The following is a 20,525-nucleotide window of genomic DNA, read 5'->3' on the forward strand; positions in this document are numbered from 1 at the left end:
CAAATAGGTAATTATATACTTTTTTAGAGAATGTTATGAAATGAAAACTATGAATTGAGTATTACCTATGCAATATCTGATATTACTATAAATACTGGTAATATGATATGCCATCCACATACAGATAATGCGGGCGTGGCGGCAGTGGCTCTCGAAATAAAGGACTTAGTTTTTGGATATGGGGAGAGAAAAGTATTGGACGGCTTTTCATTTAAAGCTGCAGGCAACAAGGTCATCTCAATACTCGGCCCAAACGGAGTCGGAAAAACCACGCTCTTGAAATGTATATGCGGATTTATCAAGCCACAGTCTGGTTCAGTAGAGGTTGACGGGAAAAACATCAGAGACATGTCTTCAAGGGAACTTGCCAGACACATAGGGTATGTGCCTCAGAAATGCCCCGTTCCTCATACAACGGTATTCGATGCGGTTCTGATAGGAAGACGACCGTATATTGAATGGGGAGCAGCAAGCAGAGATATACAGATCACTTGGGAAGCCATAGACGTGCTCGGGCTGACGGATCTCGCTCTCAGATATGCAGACGAACTGAGCGGCGGGGAATTTCAAAAAGTCCAGATTGCAAGAGCCATGGTTCAGGAACCGAGCGTGCTGATACTGGATGAACCTACGAACAATCTGGACATTGCAAATCAGCACATGACTATGCATATGGTCATGGATGCTGTAAATTCCCGAGGCATATGCACCATTATGACGATGCACGACATAAATCTGGCCGTACATTATTCAGATATGCTGCTGTTTGTCAAGAATGGAAAAATTGCCGGCTATGGCAGTTCAGAGATAATCACTGAAGAGCTTATCAGAGATGTATACGGAATGGATGTAGACATAATCGATCATCTTGGAACTCCGTTTGTAATACCAAAGAAAGGGTATCAGCATTTTCACAAACATCCGCACAGTGCAGAAGATCATCTCTTGGAAGGATATGCTGGCACAGAGTTTATTGAGTGAGCTGCGGAAATTTATCGACGGCTGTATGACTTGAATCTGACAGTTGTCGGACGAAATTATGTCAAAGATGCTTATTTCTCATATTTTTCAGAGACTGTTTGAATGCAAGACGGGGAAATTTATTTGTTACCATATTAGGTAAATAATAAAATAACGATCAAATTTTAGACGGCGTCCGACAAAACACAGCAGCCCGTACAAATTTTCAGATAAGGTAAAATACACAATACTAGATATGCTGGCAGACATAGTTGTATCCTACAAAAAAGACCTCAGTATGACAAAGTAGGACAATGACATATTTTATATACTTCTTGAGTCATACATAATCTGCAAATCTGAGGTATTCGCATGGATGGGGAAAGAATATCACTGCGGTTGGAATCAGAAGATCTGGAGATTCTTGATGAATTCATTGAGAGTCATCCAGAGTACTCAAACCGTTCCAATCTCGCAAGGGTAGCAATTCGCGAATACATAGAAACCTCAGATGGCACAAATCCTAAAACTCGTTCATTGGGCGAGCGTGAAGTCATCGTTAAAATTCCAAAAGCACTGCACAAGGCTCTTTCAAAAATTGTTGACGATGGTTTCTTCGATTCTATCGAAGAAGCGGTTATTGACAGTATCAGAAAAGAATACCTGAATACGCAGGAAATGATGGATGTAGCGCATAAAGCTCAGGTGAATAACGATACGGTTGAAATCATAGACAGATAAGTGAAATTGGCGGGCACCAATTTGACTTATGCATAGGAAGACAAACGCTAACATTTGAGGGATGACAAATGAATTCAGAGCAGATAGCTGCAAAGATTGCAAGAGGACTTACAGATCCTCAGATCACCGTTGTCGGATGCGGTGGTGCTGGTTGCAATATAATCAACAGCATATGTACAGGCTTGGAAAATGTGACATCAGTGGCAATAAACACTGACGATACAAACTTAGACGGCATCGAAGCAGACAAAAAACTCCTCATCGGAAAAGACATAACCGATTGTAAAGGCGCTGATGGAAATGTCAGCATAGGAAAGCAATGTGCTGTCGAGGCTCAAGAGAGCATTCAAAATGTTTTGAATGGAAGTGACATTATATTTGTAGTTGCAGGCATGGGAGGGGGTACAGGAAGCGGTGCCACTCCCGTAATTGCAGACATCGCACAGAAGATGGGATCTGTCGTTGTCGGAATAGTAGTCAGTCCATTCTCGTTTGAGAAGAACCGTCAAAAAGTAGCTGCAGACAGTATTTCATCCCTTAAGTCTGTAGTTTCAAATGTTGTGGTCATTGATAATGACCGCCTCCTTCACATGGCCGGAAATTCGAGCATGGAAGAGAGTTTCAACGTCATCAACCGTTTCGTAGCAAAGATTGTTACAGTGATCTCTGATAAAATAACCACAGAAATCAGAGATCAGGTTGCTACTGAAGTCAAAAATGAGGTTCGCATACTGGAGCCTCAAACTTCAGAAGTATCAATATGCGGTGTTCTGCCATCAATATTATCCAATCCATTACCTCAATAAACAAGGAACCTATGTTCCTTGCTTTTTCTTTTTTTAGAGCATATTTGATCATAACTGTGCCAGCGGCATATTTGATCATAAGAGGATTTTCTCATAGGTATTGAAATCTCAGCATATATGCTGAATAATATTCACATACAAATTCGAAAAACCGTTAATACCAACTAAGCATATGATGAAGCGTGAAGATAGGATTTGTAATAAACCCGATAGCAGGATTAGGCGGAAGCGTAGGTCTGAAAGGAACAGATGGCAAAAGGTGTATCGAAGCTAAAAACCGCGGTGCCGTTTCCCATGTATCCGAAAGAGCACTGGAGGCGTTTGAGTGTGCTGGAGACCTTATGGATTCTGAATTCCAAACTGCTGGCGGACAAATGGGTGAGGATGTTTTAAGAAAATTCACTTCTCATGTCCAAGTCACATATACACCAAAAGACAGCAGCGATAGTGAAGATACAAAAGCGGCCTGCAAGACTTTTAAAGATATTGACCTCCTGATCTTTGCGGGCGGAGACGGCACAGCCAGAGATATAATGGACGCCAGACAGGACATTCCGGTACTTGGGATTCCAGCTGGTGTCAAAATGCACTCATCCGTATTTGCCAACACCCCGAAAGAAGCAGGGGATCTCCTCCGCATGATTCTGATAGGCGGTTTTAAAGTAAGAACCGCAGAAGTTATGGACGTAGATGAAAACGCACTTGATGAAGACAGAATGAGTGCTTCTCTTTACGGATATCTGCCGTCCATAGAAGAAAATGATTTTATGCAGAGCTCAAAAACGATGTCGTATGGTGCATCTGATGAAGAGATGAAAAAATCACTGGCAGAGTTTTTCGTAGCTGACATGAAAAAAGACGTTTTGTACATACTGGGCACTGGAAGCACTGTTGAAGCGGTCGGACAAAAACTGGGGATAGATAAAACGATGCTCGGCGTAGATACAGTATATAATGGAACAATGCTTGGAAAAGATCTTTCAGAAAAAGAGATTCTGGCTGCATTGGACATGTATCAGAAAGCCAAAATAGTCGTCACTCCGATAGGTTCTCAGGGATTTATATTTGGAAGAGGAAACCAGCAGATATCTGCAGAAGTAATCCGCAGAGTCGGAGTGGAGAACGTCATTGTGATAGCAACACCGGCCAAGCTGAGTGAGATAAAATGCATAAAGGTGGATACAGGAGATCTGGAACTGGATGCCATGTTCAAATGCTACCTGCAGATAGATGCCCACAGCAAAGAAGAACATGTTGTTAAACTTGAAGAAGAATGAATATGTCCAGCTTATTTATATTTCAGAGAAGAGAAGTTATATATGCGTGCGTAAGCATGCATTGATTAACTATTGTGAATACAGGGATGACAATGGTTGCATATGACAGTATATTAGACACTATAGGCAAGACACCCATAGTGAAATTAAATAAAATGGCCCCGGAAGGCTCTCACGTGTATGTCAAGATAGAGAGCTTTAATCCCGCAGGGTCCATTAAAGACCGTGCCGTTTTGAGAATGATCGATGACGCTGAAGAAAAAGGTCTTCTGAAAAAAGGCGGCATCATCGTAGAACCGACATCAGGAAACACAGGCATAGCTATTGCCTTAGTCGCGGCTGCGAGAGGATACAGAGCGATCATAACAATACCGGATACAATGAGCAAAGAACGCACGGCATTCATGAAAGCATACGGCGCAGAGATTGTTTATACACCGGGAAAAGACGGAATGGCCGGTGCTGTTGAAAAGGCAGAAGAGCTCTGCAGAGAACTTGGAGCATTCATGCCTATGCAGTTCAGCAATTCTTCAAACATTGACTCACATTACATGACGACTGCCAATGAAATACTGAAGGACCTTCCAGATGTAGACTATGTCTTTGCAGGCATAGGGACTGGCGGAACCGCTTCAGGAATTGGAAGAAGCCTGAGAGACTCAGGATCCAAAGGAAAAGTAATCGGAGTAGAACCTGCCGAAAGTCCACTGATCACAGAAGGCCGTTCCGGTCCGCATAAGATCCAGGGAATAGGTTCAAACTTCATACCAGACAACTACGATCCCAACGCAATACATCAAGTTGTAACTGTGAAGGGAGATGATGCAATCGCCACCGCAGTAAGGCTTGCAAAAGAGGAAGGGATATTCGCAGGCATATCCTCTGGAGCCGCTGTGTTTGCAGCTCTGCAGCAGGCTGAAAAGGAAAAAGGAAAAATCATACTCGCAATTCTCCCAGACGGCGGAGAGAGATATGTAAGTTTAGGGATATACGACTGATTACTAGTATTATATTAAGAAGGTAAAAGTATGCAGAAAAATAAGTATAAATTTGAAACTATTCAAGTTCATGCCGGCCAGGAAACTCCAGATCCAGCATCTGATTCAAGAGCCGTTCCAATTTATCAGACTACAGCCTATGTATTCAAGAATTTTGCACATGCTGCTGCACGTTTTGATTTGTCAGACCAGGGAAATATATACGGCAGGCTGACCAATACAACACAGGAGATCTTCGAGAAAAGAATCGCTGCGCTGGAGGGAGGAGTGGCTGCACTGGCAGTAGCTTCCGGGGCTGCAGCTGTTACCTATACAATTATGAATCTGGCACAGGCGGGAGATCATATTGTTTCTTCTAAAACAATCTACGGCGGAACATACAATCTGTTAGATCAGACGCTGCCGAAGTACGGAATTAAAACTACCTTTGTAGATCCTGATGAAAAAGACAGTTTTAAAAATGCAATTCAGCCCAATACTAAAGCCATTTTTATTGAAACAATCGGCAATCCCAATGCAAATATCATAGACATTGAAGAAATTGCCAGACTTGCTCATGATAATAAAATTCCCCTGGTGGTAGACAGTACTTTTTCTACACCATATCTTGTAAGACCTATTGAATACGGAGCAGACATTGTAGTTCATTCTGCTACTAAATTCATCGGCGGCCACGGAACAGCCATAGGCGGAGTGATTATCGACAGCGGCAACTTTGACTGGAAAGCCAGCGGTAAATTCCCTTCATTGGTTGAACCTAATCCCAGTTATCATGGAGTAAGTTTCACTGAAGCAGCCGGACCTGCAGCATTTGTAACCAAAGTCCGGGCAATTCTGCTCAGGGATACCGGAGCTACCATTTCTCCTGTAAACTCATTCATATTTCTGCAGGGATTGGAAACATTATCCCTCCGTGTAGAAAGACATGTGGAGAATGCACTCAAAGTAGTGGAATATCTAAACGGACATCCTAAAGTGGAGAAAGTAAACCACCCGTCTCTTCCAGATCATCCCAATCATGACCTGTATGAAAAATACTACCCGAACGGCGGGGCATCTATATTCACATTTGACATCAAAGGCGGAGTAAAGGAAGCCCAGGAATTTATTGACAAACTGGAAATATTTTCACTCCTGGCAAATGTAGCTGATGTTAAATCACTGGTGATACATCCTGCTACCACAACCCATGCACAGCTGACTGAAGAAGAAAGGCTTGCCCAGGGAATTAAACCGAATACGATCCGCCTGTCAATCGGTACAGAGCATATAGATGATATAATCGCAGATCTTGAGCAGGCATTCGGAGAATAAAGAGGAATACTGATGCCGATTAACATACCTGATGATCTCCCAGCCGCATCAATACTGGAATCAGAGAAGATTTTCGTCATGAATGAAAATCGCGCCCGGCATCAGGATATCCGTCCTCTTGAAATTCTCATATTCAATTTAATGCCTTCAAAGGTAGAGACTGAAACACAGATTCTGAGATTATTAAGCAACAGCCCCATCCAGATAGATATTGATCTGCTGCGTACTGAGACATATATCTCAAAACATACATCTCAGGATTACCTTCAGCATTTTTATAAAACATTTAATGAGATTAAAAATAAAAAATATGACGGCATGATAATCACAGGTGCTCCTGTTGAGAATATGCCGTATGAATCTGTAAAATACTGGAAAGAATTCTGTGAAATCCTGGATTGGTCTCTGACTAATTCATTCTCAACAATGCATATCTGCTGGGGAGCACTGGCAGCATTGTATTACCACTATGGGATACCAAAGCATCCACTGGATGAAAAGATCTCAGGAATCTATGCTCATGTTCCGCTTGAGTATTATCATCCTCTTCTACGAGGATTCGATGATGTTTTCTACATGCCTCATTCCAGATATATGACGGTAAAAGAATCTGACTTAAAGGGAGATCTTAAGGTTCTGGCACGCTCTGAAGAAACCGGACCGGCAATAATAATGTCCGACAAGCTAAGACAGGTTTTTGTCACTGGTCATTTAGAATATGATACGATGACTTTAGCCAATGAATACAAGAGAGATCTTGAAAAAGGACTGCATCCAGTAATTCCAGAGAATTATTTTCCAGATAATGATCCCAATGCAGCTCCAAAAAAGCTCTGGAGAAGCCATGCCAGCCTGCTGTTTTCAAACTGGCTCAATTATTATGTGTATCAACAAACTCCATATGATCTGCTGAAAATCGGCAGATCCTAATTTTCATCATTTAATAAAAATTCAAGTGTCATTCTAGGTGTTATATTAAGTAATTAAAAGAAATAAAAAAAAGGTTTACTGACATCAATGATGTCAGTTTGTTTACTCTCACTTCTTCTTCATGAAGTAATATGCTAAAGCGATGATGATGAGAATAATTATTACTGCTGCGATTATGTAATAAACAGTATTGTCGCTGTTATTGTCATCATTCTTGTCATCAGGGTTGTCTGGAACTATTGGTTCCTGAGCTTCATAGACGATTATGAACTTTGAAAGGTGATTTGTTTCAAACGATACCTGATTGTCTTTATATGAACAGTTCATTTTTTCGATTGAACCGTCATCTTTGAGATAATAAACAATCAAGTTGTTTTGATCTTCTCCCTCTTTGAGTTCATAAGGTATCGATACAGTAATTGATTTACCGTTGAAGCTTGTAACATACTTGTCTCCTAAGCGGAGATTGATGTCATATACAGGGTTGTCTCCTACGACTTTCTTTTGTTCTTCTGTTAATTTGTTCTCTGCATTGTTTACTTCAATGATCAACGTGTCTGCTTCTGAATTATTTTCTAATATTTCTGCAAGAACTTCTTTTTCAATAATTACTTCTCCTTCTGAAGTTGCTATTGAAATTGAATCAATGTTGTTATTGTTTTCAATCTTCTTTGAAATTGTTTCTAAATCTGAAACAGATATTGATACAGATGTTACTGTTCCTTCTACATTGTCTTTATCAACTATGCTAAGCGTGTTTGAGCCTGATGCGACTGTTTCATGAACTAATTCATCTGCTTTCTTGTCATCTACCTTAATTTCTGCGTTTCCGCTGCTGTCAGGTATGATAGGTTCTTCCGGTGTATCAGGAGTTACAGGGGGATTGACAGGGTATCCTCCGCTTCCGCCTGTATATGTCCATTTAGCGTAGAGAGTCTTGTCTTCATCTATAGGGGTATCAAAGTCCCATTTTACATCATTGCTGTCATACCATTCTGCAAATGTGTATGATCCAGACCGATTAATTAGTTTTGAATCTGGCTGCGATATTGTAGTAGCTCCATCTTTAGATGCAACGAACAGCGAGTAAAGATTTTCATTATTGCTATTATCAAGGAAGTATCCTCCGTTGGCATTGAATGTGACTAAGAAACGTGTATTTTTATCATCAAACTTGAAAAGCTTGTCATCAGAATAATCTGTAATTCCTGTAAGCCTGAGAACGTTGTCTTTGAAGTCTGCGCTTGAACCAGTAATTTTCAGAATGTTTCCGTCATCATAACTCCCAGTATCACCAAAAGTAGGATTTGTATATGTCTTTACAAATGTGTTTTCAGATATGATGATATTGCTGGCGGATGCCGAGAGCGTGTCGATTCTGATGGCACGTCCTTTATCTGCTGTAGGTTGAGCTGCCCAATTATCAATTGTATTTCCTTTAATTAAAATTGAACTGAACTTACCGTTCGTGTAGATTGCATTGTGCAGAACATTTGTTATTTCATTTTCAGAGATGTCAACTGATCCTGCAGATTCATTATTAGAAGTTACGGATATTCCCATAAATTTCTTTGTGTTGGCTGATTCATTTTGGGGGTATATGTCAGTAAGGATGTTTTTACTGATTGTTACAGTTCCTTCTGCAGAATCCACGTGAATAGCAGATGGATGATGCATGTATGCGCCAGATAAGTCCAGATCATTGGTTATACTATTAAATTTACAACCCGTGATTGTTACATTGTTTGTTCCTTTTATATACAACCCTTTTGTTGTGAATGTAGTATCTTTGACTTGTAATTCCCCAGATCCTTGAATGTTCTTAATGATTAAACCATTTTGATCGACATTCAAAGAATCATAGCAGATTGTTCCATTGTTTGTGAAAGCCCCATTAATAGTTAGTGAAGCTTCTCCTTTCACCTCTAATGTTCCGCTATTCAGTGTCCAAGTTTTATCAGAATCAATTGTGTATGCGATGCCTTTGCTTTGAGATGCGTAATCACCATAAGAGCCTTTTACTCCTATTGGTATATCTGCAGCGGTTATTTTGTGACCACCTGCATTGATTGTGATATCTGTTGCAGATAATGAGTCAACTCTACCTACAGCCCATGGATTGCTTGTACCGTTTGACCATGTGGCTCCGCCGAGATAGATATTGTCAGCTTTTACATCTTCAGCAATGGTAAAGTTAATTTTATCAAAAATTGCATTCGGGCCACCGTCTGTTGCTGTAAGTCCAGATAATGCTCCGATAGAGACTAAATCTACGTTACCTTCTGTTCCTAAACTTTGAATATTAACAGTTACATTGGATACTTGTCCCCTGTTTCCTGAAGAAATCAGACCAGTGACTATTGACTTTCCAGAAGAAGCATCGATGGTCAGCTTTGCAGTTCCTGTATATCCATTAATACCGCCAGCAACGATTTCATCAAAGTTTCCACCATTAATTGTTAAGTTGGCAGTTTCAACATGTGTATATCCTAGTCTGCCGCCACCTACTGCATATAAGATATCTCCACCATTAATGGTAACATTGGTAGTTGTTGTTTTATTTTTTAAAGCTTCTAGACTGACAGCAGTTGTTGAGCTATCTGTAGACCAGCCTCCACCGGCTACATATGTTGCTTTTCCTCCATCGATTGTTATTGTTGACGTACCAACAGTTGCGTTTCCATATCCGCCACCAACGATACCATAAGCCTTTCCGCCATTCATTGTGATTTCTGAAGAAGTGACAGTCTCCCCAGCATTATTTGATCCACCAAACACAGTGAAAGTTGATAAATCGAAATTATCAACAAATACTACTTCATTGTCAGAACCATATGTAATTTTAGAGTTATTTCCACCAGTTACTCCAGAAATTGTTATTGGAGTACCATTGGCAAAGATCATATTGCGGTAATCCATTGATATTTGAACTGACGTATCAGCACTTCGAGTTCCATCAATCAGTACAACATTACTTTCATTAGTAGAGGAGATATTACATTTTTCAATACCATCCAAAGTTACAGTACATTTATGAACTGGAGTATATTTTGTCTCATCATTCTTAGCAATAAACTTACCATTAGTATCATAAGTCTTATTGAGGTCATAACCGCCGATATATAACTTATAAACTTCATTGTTGATCGTCGTTGTACTATTAACGGTTACGCTGATGTCTGCAGGGGTACCTGATGCATCTTGACCGTATGAATTCATATTGAATACCGCAATACCCATTCCCCATGAAGTAGGTCCATTTCCTCCAGCCTTATTATCATCAGTTAGTTTTTTCTCACTAGGACTTCCAAGAACGTTTATTGTTGCATCATCAATGGTTACAGTACCTGACCTTATGTCAAATCCCGTCTTTCCTGTGAATGTTCCACCATTGACGTCTAACTTAGCTCCACCAGGAAAAAAGATAGCAGCTGAGTCAATAGATGTACATTGACTGTCAGTAATGGACACCGTTGAACCACATGAATTCCCTGGAGATCCTGCAGAAGTCCCATTAGTTGCTATTGCAGAGACTTCAGCAGTAATTATTGAATTAGTCACATTAAGATTTGCATTAGAAAAGACAGATACGCCATATCCAGTACTCTTAATTATTACATTATTAAGAGTTAATTTAGATACATCTGTGACATCATTAGTACCATTATTGTAAACCTTCGTCGAGTCTCCTAGTTTGACAGGCGATTTACTCCTGAGCTCTCCGCTGTATACAATTGTACCATTCTCAATAATTACCGTTGCATCATCCTCTATGACTAATCTGTTAGAGTTAGAGATATTATCTATGGATTGAATCGTAAGTGTATGGCCATTCAAATCAAGGGTTGTCTTATCTTTAAGAGTTAATGGTCCGGTTAGGCCGGATATTGTAATATCCTTAGCCAATTTAATATTGCTACCATTGCTAATGGCACTTTCCAAGTCATTCAAGTTAGAAACAGTTGCTTCAGTACTATCATCGCTCAAAACAACTGAGTCTGAAGCGTTATTTTCCGATCCCCCCCCCCCAGGTCTGTCTGGGTAAGAGGGACCAGAAGCATCATTGCAGCAACCAGCATAGCTGCTGCTAATATCAACTTGCTTTTATTGTTCATTTGCTCACCAAATATTGTTAAAGAAAAGACCAGAAACGTGTGTATGCCGGATCAATTTCAGACCAGGCGGGATATCTTCAAGTCCTTTCTCAATCAGTATTACGTTGCGGCATGTTCGTAGATATATAAGCTAATAAGGACAAGATTCCAACGGCAGAAAATAAACAATACTGCTGACAAACACATACAGATGAATGTAAGTCAGAAACCGGTCTTTTGAGAGATGTTTAAATTACTTAGAAAACCATTGATAAATGCATGAGCAGAGTAAGTATTGGCAGCAACAGAGTTCTGGTACTGAGCCGGAGGACCCTCTGCGACAACTGCTCTGCCGATATTTGTTTATATAAAAAAGAAGGGGAAAGAGTTACAGAATGCGAACACTTCATTCCCATTCTGGCAGCGTATAAACGCTGCAGTTCCTGCGGAGAGATTTTTGAGGTCTCCGCCAACTGCATGTCCCTCAGAGAGGATATGTGTTTAAGGTGCAGCTATCGATCATATTCTCGGACCGATGAGTTGCCATAGGATCAGGAAGAGAATCATCAGGGCAAAGACCCATGTGACTGAGTCCACAAACTGAGTCCTTTCTTTATCAGGCATTTTCTTGCGTACCTTCTGAACCAGCGAATCTAACCAGTCCCTGAAGATATATCCTCCATCTAACGGAATGGCCGGAAGTGCATTGGTGAGACCAAGCATAAGGTTGATCCAGAACAGCCAGTAGAAACAATTGGCCATGATCCAGAATGAATTTGAAGACATTCCAGAGAAGATTCCCTGAGGTTCATACACATCAACTAACGATGCCGGGAATGGCTGATATCCTGTCAGAGGCAGAGTCACATATGTCAGGAATGAGTGGAAATAGTCGTCTACAGAATCATCGCCGGCAAACGGATGTGCCATGGAGTCGATCAGAGCCTGAGGATCCTTGACTACCATTCCCAGGTATGCTGTGTTTACACCCAGAAATGCCATGTCTTCTACGCCGTTTGTGCTGGTTCCCCTGGACTTATAATAATCGATCTTGCTCATCGGAGTTATTTCTGTGACTTCTTCAGCAACTTCGTAAGTTCCTGTTTCCGCATTGTATGAATAAGCTACGATCGGTACTGTCTCGCCGATCTCAAGACTGCTCATTACAGTTTTGAAATCAGTCTCATTGCGGATGATCTCACCATTTATGGAGTAAATCATCATACCCGGCTTCAGACCGGCATCGCCGGAAGGCAGTCCTTTTTCAGTCGTTGTCAGTATGACACCTGAAATGACCTCTTTTTCAAAAATTTCCCCGTTATAATAATACTTCACCGTAACAGGAGTATTGGGATCAGGTGCATTGACATCAGGATAGCCGTTTATCGGGACATCCTCTCCATTTATAGAGATAATTTGTGCACCTACGGGAATTCCAGCTATATCACCAGGGCTGTCTTCATAGATTGTAGCAGCCATGGGAGCATCATATGCAGGAGCTACAGAGCCCAGCGCCACAGACGAGAACAGCACGGCAAAGATCAAAGCTGCTATGATGTTGGTTCCAGGACCTACAGCATAGACGGCGGTGCGCTTTCTTCTCGTAGTTTTTTCAAGGGCCTCTTCATCAGGCTCGGTGAAGGCTCCCATGGGTATTACCATCCAGACAATACCCAGTGATTTTACACCCATGCCATGAACCCTGGTAAGGATACCGTGGGCAAACTCGTGGATGACCACAGCCACTACCAGACCCAGGATTCCATACCACAAGGGGATTACAGGATTGATTCCCGGAATTCCCAGAATCATGTCTACACCGGGAGCACTCTCTGCAGGAATGCTGGAGACAAGAGTTGCCTCCCACAGCAGCAGGGCAGTCATCCCAAACATGATTACAGCTACGATGCCTTTAGACACGAGAGAATAGGCATTCCAAAATCTGTGGGGGCGGGACAACTTATCAATAAGATCTCTTCCGCGACTGGTCCTCCACATAACAAACGGACCCCATGCAGACATGTGATGCTTTGCAAGAATCCCTTTTTTGTCGAGAATATAAACCGCAGCCCAGAATGCGATTACTAATATGATCGCTATCAGGTATCCGTTCATTGTATTCCAATCGCATCAAGCAACAAGCATTATTTATGTCTACGCCGACATTCTCCAAAACAGGGATGAAACGAGCATGAATTTTTCTTCTGCATTGGTTACCTTTCCTGACAAGGAATGGGCAAAGAGCATAGCCGAAGAGATCATAAAAAAGAAGCTGGCGGCATGTGCAGATCTGTTTTCAATAGAGTCAATATACCGCTGGAAGGGAAACATCAATAATGAAAATGAAGTAGGAGCAGTTTTTAAGATAAGATCAGAAGATTTTGAGGAGTTTTCAGAGTGTGTGCGCAGCCTACATCCCTATGAAGTTCCCTGCATTGTGAGTTATGAGATAAGCAACGGCACAGACGACTACCTGGACTGGATCAGAGAATCAACGATTCGGGACTGACCATTTCGATTATTTTCTTAGCCCAGAGGAGCTTTTTTCTCTTAATCTCAGGATCTCTGCCTGCTTTGACATACGGTTTTGAAAAATCGAATCCCCTGAGGTGTATCTTTTCGGCACCCAGACATTTTGCCAAAACCACAGCTCTGTCCCCGTCCGTAAAACCGCCGAAATTGAACAGGCCGTCTGGAGGCCTGCATTGAACAGTGGGAAGAACCGGACCTTCAAACAACGGCACATACCTCTTCAAAAGGTTCATATTGTCCCCGTGGGCATGAATCACTGCCGCAGAACCGCCTGCATTCGCTTCAATTTCTTTCTCGATGCAGCCGTCCAAGTCAGTCACGATGATATCCGGCCTGGTCCCCATTCTTGAGACTGAGCCGTCTGCAGCTATAAGTTTACCTTTGATACCATATTTTTCCAGATCGTCCTCAAGATTATAACCGCATCCGCATACCGTTGCTTCTCCGCTTATCCTCAAACTCTCGGGAGAAATTATTCTGCGGTTCCTGAGTAATTCAGCAAGAAGCTGCGCTGATTTTTCATCATCATCTCTGGAAAAACCAAAACTGTCCAGAATCTCCAAATAAAGAGGCTCCCAGTCAGAGAAGTCCATGCGGCTTCACTCCAGATCACTGTACTCATCATCTTTGTCCATAGCGCGGAAAGAGAAGTTGAGAATGCCGGCAAATATTGCCAGACCAAATCCAAGCACAAATTCCAGCACCACTAAAAGATCCTCATAACTTGCATACCCAAACAGACTGTTGGCTGAATCAAGAGCTCCCTGCACGATGAATCCTATTGCAAAGACTGTGATTGATTCCACTATCGCCCCGTATGTTATCTTTCTCTCCAGGGCATAGTTGTTCACAAATCTTCCAATGAGAAGTACAACGTACGAGAATATTGCCAGCCACAAGAATCCGCCCACAAATGCCAGGGCGTGCCTGCCTATGTTCTTATCCACAATAGCTGCGGCAGAATCCCAGCCGTAGAATATTGCAGTTACCAGCAGGATTATTGAAAGAACGGCAAACGGAATTAACTGGCTTCCTGAACGGACGGCCTTTTTCACTCCGCGCAGATACAATTTCAGATGCTCATCTAGTTTATATGCAAACGATACCAGATAGGCACCCACCACCAGCCAGATCATTGATATCCCGATGGTGCTGTATGAAATGTTTGAACCGTTCATTATGCCCATGAGCGGGTCCATGATTGAGAACAGACCAAAGATAAGCAGCGCAAGACCGATCGGGGCCAGAATCCTTTTGCGCATCTTGTCATCCTGGATCATTTTCACAATGATGTAAAAGATGCCTTCCATGGTTGGAGCCTGTTTGACATACACCTTTTTTACTGAATCGACTTTAATTCTTGACGAAATAATCGGATAGATGTACTCGTCCTCTGCTCCGTCAGATACCAGTATGACGCGGTCTGCTGAAGTTATATTTATAACGGTTTCCAGCTGAGTTGTAAGGGCCAAATCACTCTCGTACCCTACATGAATATCGCCGCATAGAGTCGCTATCTCAACATCGACACCCTTTTTCAGCATCTCATCATACATGCTGATTGCTGCAAAAATCGTGTTGATGTCCGAGTCCTCTGGATCCTTGAGAGCCAGCCCGTTCGCGGCAATCATATTTTCTTCTCTGCCGATAAAAGGACTGTTCAAACCAGCCTTTCTACCAAAATCATCATCTCGATCCACGCAGAGAACAAGTGTTTTCATTCACCCCCCATATCGAAACCTAAGATATTTAAGCTTCGACCTGGGATGAGCAAAATAAAGAATTTTAAAAATAGAGATTTCTTTAAAAAAAGATTATAATTTAAATATATCATTATCAACTCAATAATAACACTGGCATATTGAATTATGATAGACTGATAGGCATCAAGATATATATTAGATGTAATATCCCCTCTAGGCAGTCGCTGAGGAACCTTCATTAATCATCAGCATAGAGCTGCAGAGGAAATTCGATGAAAATTATTTGGCACGGACACTCTTGTTTCGAAATTCGAGACGGCATAACTGTGGTTACTGATCCCCATGACGGTAAATCTATTGGGATAAAACCTCCAGTTGTGAAAGCAGATGTTGTGCTGGTTTCGCATGATCACTTTGATCACAACTGCGTAAGAATTGTCAAAGGCGATCCCAAGGTTGTTACAAGCTGCGGAGAAACTGCCGCCTGCGGTTTGAATGTCAGGGGCATACCGACATTTCACGATAATGAAGAAGGTTCCAAGCGCGGTAAAAATACAATTTTTTGTTTTGAGATGGATGGCATAAGATTCTGCCACTGCGGCGATCTTGGACATCTGCTTACAGAAAAGCAGGCTGAGGCCATCGGACCCGTTGATATTTTATTCATTCCTGTCGGCGGAGTCTTTACAATAGACAGCCAGGATGCAAAGAGAGTGATTGAGCTGCTTAAACCGTCTGTGGCCATTCCCATGCATTATCATGTCGGAGGCCTCTCAATCTCTGTAGCCGGCATTGATCCATTCTTAGATGGTCTCCCGGAAGAAGATATACTGGGAGTCGGTAATGAGATTGATTTCAATAAAGAAGACATGTCTCCAAAAACTGAATACTGGGTCTTTTCACCTTAAGTGAAAGCCCTTTTAAAAAATAAACTTAAAAAAAAGATTACAGATACAGAGCGTCTTCGACTCTGCCCATTTCTATGGGAGTTGTTTTAGATCCTACTGCAGCACCTTTTGTATTAACCAGAATGCCGGCTCCGACTGTACGGGAACCATAGTTCAAAGTTCCCACCGCCACTGGAACCTTAAACAGAGATTTCAGCATATCTTGTTCCTCTTTTGTAGCCAGAGGGTGGCAGAGCAGGCCTTTGTTAGTAACAGCGCAGACGGATCCGACAGTATTGTATCCTGCAACAGAACCTTTGACGACTTCCACGTTGAGTGTGTCGGCAATCGTTTTGATGCTGGCATTGTCCAGGTCGGGATTCACAAGTGCAGCGTTGTCATTCACAAGAATGTTATTGCCAAATGCGTTCACACGGTCTTTGATCCTTCTGAAACGAAGTTTACCGCGTAAAGGCCTAAGCTCTGAAAGCGAGGCCATGTCGGATGTCACGGCCCCGTAAGAATTCATAGCCATTAGGGTACCAAGGATGGTGCTAGAAGCCAAACTCGTCCTTATTACATCTACTTCAAGACATGCCTGGATATCATCCACGAGCGAGTCTTGACAATCTAAAGGAACTAATGAGATCTCTTCATTAGCTACACAGTAGACTCCTATGAACGGATTGCCATTGTAGCTGGAGAGTCTCATCATATGACGTCACCGCGGGTTTAGTTGCTTGCCACGGAGTTGTCTGGAAGAGATACTTCAACGAGATCGTCCTCAAATTTCACAGCTTTTACAGTTATGTGAATTGGAGGGTTTGTAATCCCGCGGGCCCATATGGCTTCGTTTAGACCTTTGTCGATCCATACATCATCTTCGCTGACCTTCATGTGTCTTGCAACATTGGAACGCAGCTCGCTGATAGCTCTTCTAGCTCTCTGTGTACGAGGTACTGCTCTTGTCTTTCTGAGTGTTATGTTGATAATTCTCTCATCCATATTATCCACCATGTTGCTCACTCCTTCAGATCGTTATGTCTCCAGTTTCTCCTCTTAGGATGACGGAGTACATTTCTGTTAGTCCTAATCATAACCCATGCAGGGACTCTGCGGTTAGTTTTGTCCGCCCTCATTAGGCGGCCTTTCATAGCGGCGGGCTTGTTCCTAGCCATAAACTTTACACCCTTTCAATTTTAATTTCACGCCTCTGAGGCGAAATCTGTCTTAGAATCGCTTTCAGAGTAGCATCGTCTATTTGATTTTGGATACGCCCCATCTGCATGAGGCGGAGCAGCTGTTCTTCAACGGCTGCAGCTACATCTGGATACGCCATTTTCACCTTTGCCAGTCTTTCTCTGGCTTCCGGAGTTAATATCTGGCGCATAATGGCCTGACGCTCTGCTTCCATCTGTTTCGCACGTTCTTCCATCATGGCCTGCTGCTGCAACTGTGACTCTTGTGACTGCTGCAATTGCGCCATTTTCCGTCGGCGAAGTTCTTCAAGCTCAGCGTCATGCATATGTTTCACTCCTGAATAAGTATTAGTTATTCATTTCGTCGTAAACTTCCTTGGCAACGTTGTCAAGGAATGACTGACCCTTTGGAGATATCATTCTGCCGTTTTTCTTGTCTTTTAACAAAAATCCAGCATTTTCAAGTTGGATCAGGCATCTTCTTGCGATTGCACGGGATCCCTTGATAGCTCTGTTCGGTTTGGAACCGCGGTCAGCAAAGCCACCGTATTCAGCGGCGAGTCTGGACGTTCCCATTGGGCCTTTTGTATAAACTTTTCTCATAACGGAAGCTGCACGGATAAACCACCAGTCTTCCTGAACTGGAGCATTTTCAGTATGCCTTCCAGTTTTTACGAATTCTGCCCATTCCGGGACTGCGATCGCATCGACCTGCTTTAATTTTTCAGCGGCCTTCATGATAAGCTTCTCCGGCGGGACATCATAGACAGTAACCATTTGAATCTACCTCTAATGGCATTTGTTCTCTATTATTGAATATAGATAATGCTACCTCCCACCAATATTACACTTATATTTAAGCCTATATGTTACTTTGGCGCTGGAAAAGCAGTCTGGGACAATAATATAGAAATTGCCATTTCCCTGATAGCCAGATACGAATAGAACTATGTTGAGTTTCTATCAGATTCCGACCGTAACAGGTATGCATTTAAAGCAATTAACGAAAGAGAGCATGAAGTGTTTACAAAGCTTTCGCAGGAATTTTTCTAAATTGAGAAAGCTCATCTCCTGATCAATCAACTAATGATGAATAAGACTTTGACAGTTTTGACGGGAGGCCATCGAAGAAATTACCGAATCCGCTGATGAGAGCATCGTACTCAAACAGACGAAAAACTAATGCTGGAAAAGCTCAAGCGGTCGCATCTTTACTATTCAGAATTTTACTCATCGCGAACCACTTCGGATTGAATCTTCCTTATCATCTGTCGATTTCTCTTCTTTATTTTTCTTGTCTTCGAACATTGCATATTCTTTATCGATTGCTTTGACATAGTCGAGCTTGTCAACGTAGTCTCTGATTGCTCTCACTATGAATTCAGACCTGTTACTGTAATCGTCATTTGTTACGTAATAGTCAACCCTTTTCAGCAATGCACCTGGAATTAACAGTTTAAAAGGCGTCTTAGGACTCTTAGAAGACATGATATCATGCATCTAATATATCAAAATATAAACTTAGCACAGTTCTATGTTACCTATTTAGTAAATTACAATAATACTAAACTCAGATGCTTGACGAGATTTGAGAATTAATAATAGAATCAGAAGACGGCAATGGATTCTCATTGGAAGTTGATGATGAATTATTTAAGAAGATACAAATGGCATCAAAGAAAGAAGGCATACCTATTGAACAGCTCCTCATCAAGATCATGGAAAATGAAATGAGTGAATAATCATCCAGGCGAGGAAGGTAAAGGGTTTGGGTGGTATGTTATACACTGAAATAGCAACAACAGCCTTCCTCTAGCCATTATAGTCAATTTTTGATTAATACTTTTAGATAATCTGATGGATTAGATGCCAAAACGCAATCAGAAAAATGCCCGAAAAGGGGAGAAGTCAACCTCATGGAGGTAGCTGACCCCATTCTCCATAGGGTTGAGTCCTCTGGGAGGAGGTGAAAGTGCTGATTTCAGCCAAAGTAACTCGTTTCTCTCGTGGATTCAGAGTTAAAATAACTATCGGCAAATTGTCGATAGTTATTGACTGGATGTAATTATCCAGTCAAAGTGTGGTTCACTTTACGAACCCCGTCCTCTTAAGAGGACGGTCACCTCCATCCTAGTTCTCTTATCGATTTTATGCTTATACTTTTTTGCCTTTGATCAATATCTTCCATTTTAGAAATGCATTTCATCAGAATCAAATTCTTGAAGAATTGCATATTTCTGTTTTTCAAATGATTGAATGATGCATTAAACAAAATATCATTATTTTCTGACATCATCTTGAGAAAAATATCATTTGACTAACCAATTGAAAAATATAGCTGTTTTGAGAGATAGGCCCGGATTAAATTGTCAATGAGTGTATCTAAAATTCACAGAATGCTCTCACTAAACTGGCAAGAGGGACAGTGACTCATTGCACAAGTCCCTAAGATGATTTTGATAGAGGAGCTATATTAATGCTGCGTCATATATCACTTGGTTTTCAAGTAGATTTGAAATACATCTATACCAATGCTTTTTCGTATGCGTTATCTCGTTGCCATTACTGGAGCTTCTGGAATCTGCTATGGGCTGAAACTTTTAGAGGCTTTGCAGGGAGAGAAGGAAATCATAGTCTCCGAAACAGGAAAAGCAGTAATGAAACATGAAACTGGCATCGGCTATGAGAAACTCTCAGAGTATGGGAACCTTTACAGCGATGACGATCTTTTTGCACCTTCCGCATCCGGTACACATAAAATCGATGCTATGATCATCTGCCCCTGCTCCCAGTCGACTCTGGCAAAGATTTCCAACGGGATAGCCGATTCTTTAATCACGAGGTCTGCGTCAGTAGCTCTCAAGGAAGGAAGAAAACTTATCCTGGTTACCAGAGAAACGCCTTTAAGCGTGATCATGCTGGAAAATGAGCTGAAACTTGCTAAGTCTGGTGCTACAATCCTGCCGGCCTCGCCAGGGTTCTATAAAAATCAGCATACCTTAGAAGAACTGATTGATTTTATAGTCGGAAAAATACTGGATCAGCTCGGGCAGAACCACGAGCTGTTTGAAAGATGGGAATGAG

The 20,525-nt window shown here is 41.8% G+C and carries 22 protein-coding genes; 11 read left to right on the forward strand and 11 right to left on the reverse strand.

Going from position 1 to position 20,525, the window contains the following annotated elements:
* The first annotated feature begins 102 nt into the window (after positions 1 to 102).
* From H729_RS05375 to metA, 7 genes are all read left to right on the forward strand, one after another.
* Positions 103 to 981, forward strand: coding sequence for an ABC transporter ATP-binding protein (locus tag H729_RS05375; RefSeq protein ID WP_020448989.1), 879 nt, complete (start codon positions 103 to 105; stop codon positions 979 to 981).
* A gap of 351 nt (positions 982 to 1,332) precedes the next feature.
* Positions 1,333 to 1,701, forward strand: a complete 369-nt coding sequence (locus tag H729_RS05380) for a ribbon-helix-helix domain-containing protein (protein WP_020448990.1) — start codon at positions 1,333 to 1,335, stop codon at positions 1,699 to 1,701.
* Between the two features lie 68 nt (positions 1,702 to 1,769).
* A complete protein-coding gene (locus H729_RS05385; protein WP_020448991.1) occupies positions 1,770 to 2,507 on the forward strand; it encodes a cell division GTPase Z in 738 nt (245 codons plus the stop codon).
* A gap of 182 nt (positions 2,508 to 2,689) precedes the next feature.
* Positions 2,690 to 3,784: an ATP-NAD kinase family protein gene (locus tag H729_RS05390; RefSeq protein ID WP_020448992.1), complete on the forward strand. Its 1,095-nt coding sequence runs from the start codon at positions 2,690 to 2,692 to the stop codon at positions 3,782 to 3,784.
* Positions 3,785 to 3,876: 92 nt separating this feature from the next.
* A complete protein-coding gene (gene cysK, locus H729_RS05395; protein ID WP_048134445.1) occupies positions 3,877 to 4,782 on the forward strand; it encodes a cysteine synthase A in 906 nt (301 codons plus the stop codon).
* Positions 4,783 to 4,812: 30 nt separating this feature from the next.
* A complete protein-coding gene (locus tag H729_RS05400; protein WP_020448994.1) occupies positions 4,813 to 6,096 on the forward strand; it encodes an O-acetylhomoserine aminocarboxypropyltransferase/cysteine synthase family protein in 1,284 nt (427 codons plus the stop codon).
* A gap of 12 nt (positions 6,097 to 6,108) precedes the next feature.
* Positions 6,109 to 7,026: a homoserine O-acetyltransferase MetA gene (metA, locus tag H729_RS05405; protein ID WP_020448995.1), complete on the forward strand. Its 918-nt coding sequence runs from the start codon at positions 6,109 to 6,111 to the stop codon at positions 7,024 to 7,026.
* A gap of 108 nt (positions 7,027 to 7,134) precedes the next feature.
* Here metA and H729_RS05410 read toward each other — a convergent pair whose 3' ends face one another.
* Positions 7,135 to 11,013, reverse strand: a complete 3,879-nt coding sequence (locus H729_RS05410; protein WP_020448996.1) for an InlB B-repeat-containing protein — start codon at positions 11,011 to 11,013, stop codon at positions 7,135 to 7,137.
* The gene (locus H729_RS10215) at positions 11,010 to 11,141 is read right to left on the reverse strand and encodes a hypothetical protein (RefSeq protein ID WP_256365358.1); all 132 of its coding nucleotides are present in this window, start codon (positions 11,139 to 11,141) and stop codon (positions 11,010 to 11,012) included. Before H729_RS10215 ends, H729_RS05410 begins: the two co-directional genes overlap by 4 nt.
* 258 nt (positions 11,142 to 11,399) lie before the next feature.
* On the opposite strand from H729_RS10215, the gene H729_RS09895 reads away from it, so the two are divergent.
* A complete protein-coding gene (locus tag H729_RS09895; protein WP_147554397.1) occupies positions 11,400 to 11,669 on the forward strand; it encodes a hypothetical protein in 270 nt (89 codons plus the stop codon).
* Here H729_RS09895 and H729_RS05415 read toward each other — a convergent pair.
* Positions 11,640 to 13,235 (reverse strand): site-2 protease family protein, encoded by a 1,596-nt coding sequence (locus H729_RS05415; RefSeq protein WP_020448997.1) that lies wholly within the window; start codon positions 13,233 to 13,235, stop codon positions 11,640 to 11,642. The two genes, H729_RS09895 and H729_RS05415, sit on opposite strands and share 30 nt — an antisense overlap.
* On the opposite strand from H729_RS05415, the gene cutA reads away from it, so the two are divergent.
* Positions 13,210 to 13,629, forward strand: coding sequence for a divalent-cation tolerance protein CutA (gene cutA, locus H729_RS05420; protein ID WP_052312420.1), 420 nt, complete (start codon positions 13,210 to 13,212; stop codon positions 13,627 to 13,629). The genes H729_RS05415 and cutA overlap by 26 nt on opposite strands.
* On the opposite strand, the gene H729_RS05425 is transcribed toward cutA, so the two are convergent.
* Together H729_RS05425 and H729_RS09495 are read right to left on the reverse strand one after the other, a co-directional pair.
* Positions 13,604 to 14,245 (reverse strand): 6-hydroxymethylpterin diphosphokinase MptE-like protein, encoded by a 642-nt coding sequence (locus tag H729_RS05425; protein WP_020448999.1) that lies wholly within the window; start codon positions 14,243 to 14,245, stop codon positions 13,604 to 13,606. The genes cutA and H729_RS05425 overlap by 26 nt on opposite strands.
* Positions 14,246 to 14,251: 6 nt before the next feature.
* Positions 14,252 to 15,373, reverse strand: coding sequence for a DUF373 family protein (locus H729_RS09495; protein ID WP_020449000.1), 1,122 nt, complete (start codon positions 15,371 to 15,373; stop codon positions 14,252 to 14,254).
* 254 nt (positions 15,374 to 15,627) lie between these two features.
* On the opposite strand from H729_RS09495, the gene H729_RS05440 reads away from it, so the two are divergent.
* Positions 15,628 to 16,263 carry an MBL fold metallo-hydrolase gene (locus tag H729_RS05440; RefSeq protein WP_020449002.1) on the forward strand — a complete coding sequence of 212 codons (636 nt, stop codon included), beginning with the start codon at positions 15,628 to 15,630 and terminating at the stop codon, positions 16,261 to 16,263.
* A gap of 37 nt (positions 16,264 to 16,300) precedes the next feature.
* Here H729_RS05440 and H729_RS05445 read toward each other — a convergent pair whose 3' ends face one another.
* The 6 genes from H729_RS05445 to H729_RS05470 form a co-directional block, all read right to left on the reverse strand.
* A complete protein-coding gene (locus H729_RS05445) occupies positions 16,301 to 16,957 on the reverse strand; it encodes a translation initiation factor IF-6 (protein ID WP_020449003.1) in 657 nt (218 codons plus the stop codon).
* Between the two features lie 17 nt (positions 16,958 to 16,974).
* The gene (locus H729_RS05450) at positions 16,975 to 17,247 is read right to left on the reverse strand and encodes a 50S ribosomal protein L31e (protein ID WP_020449004.1); all 273 of its coding nucleotides are present in this window, start codon (positions 17,245 to 17,247) and stop codon (positions 16,975 to 16,977) included.
* A gap of 17 nt (positions 17,248 to 17,264) precedes the next feature.
* The gene (locus tag H729_RS05455) at positions 17,265 to 17,420 is read right to left on the reverse strand and encodes a 50S ribosomal protein L39e (RefSeq protein ID WP_020449005.1); all 156 of its coding nucleotides are present in this window, start codon (positions 17,418 to 17,420) and stop codon (positions 17,265 to 17,267) included.
* 5 nt (positions 17,421 to 17,425) lie between these two features.
* On the reverse strand, positions 17,426 to 17,767 hold the full coding sequence (locus H729_RS05460) for a DNA-binding protein (protein ID WP_020449006.1): 342 nt from the start codon (positions 17,765 to 17,767) through the stop codon (positions 17,426 to 17,428).
* Between the two features lie 22 nt (positions 17,768 to 17,789).
* The gene (locus H729_RS05465) at positions 17,790 to 18,218 is read right to left on the reverse strand and encodes a 30S ribosomal protein S19e (protein WP_020449007.1); all 429 of its coding nucleotides are present in this window, start codon (positions 18,216 to 18,218) and stop codon (positions 17,790 to 17,792) included.
* 453 nt (positions 18,219 to 18,671) lie between these two features.
* A complete protein-coding gene (locus H729_RS05470; protein WP_020449008.1) occupies positions 18,672 to 18,929 on the reverse strand; it encodes a CopG family ribbon-helix-helix protein in 258 nt (85 codons plus the stop codon).
* 1,055 nt (positions 18,930 to 19,984) lie between these two features.
* Here H729_RS05470 and H729_RS05475 point away from each other — a divergent pair.
* Positions 19,985 to 20,524: a UbiX family flavin prenyltransferase gene (locus H729_RS05475; RefSeq protein ID WP_020449009.1), complete on the forward strand. Its 540-nt coding sequence runs from the start codon at positions 19,985 to 19,987 to the stop codon at positions 20,522 to 20,524.
* Position 20,525 lies beyond the last annotated feature (1 nt).

It is taken from the genome of Candidatus Methanomassiliicoccus intestinalis Issoire-Mx1, assembly GCF_000404225.1.
Classification (GTDB): domain Archaea; phylum Thermoplasmatota; class Thermoplasmata; order Methanomassiliicoccales; family Methanomassiliicoccaceae; genus Methanomassiliicoccus_A; species Methanomassiliicoccus_A intestinalis.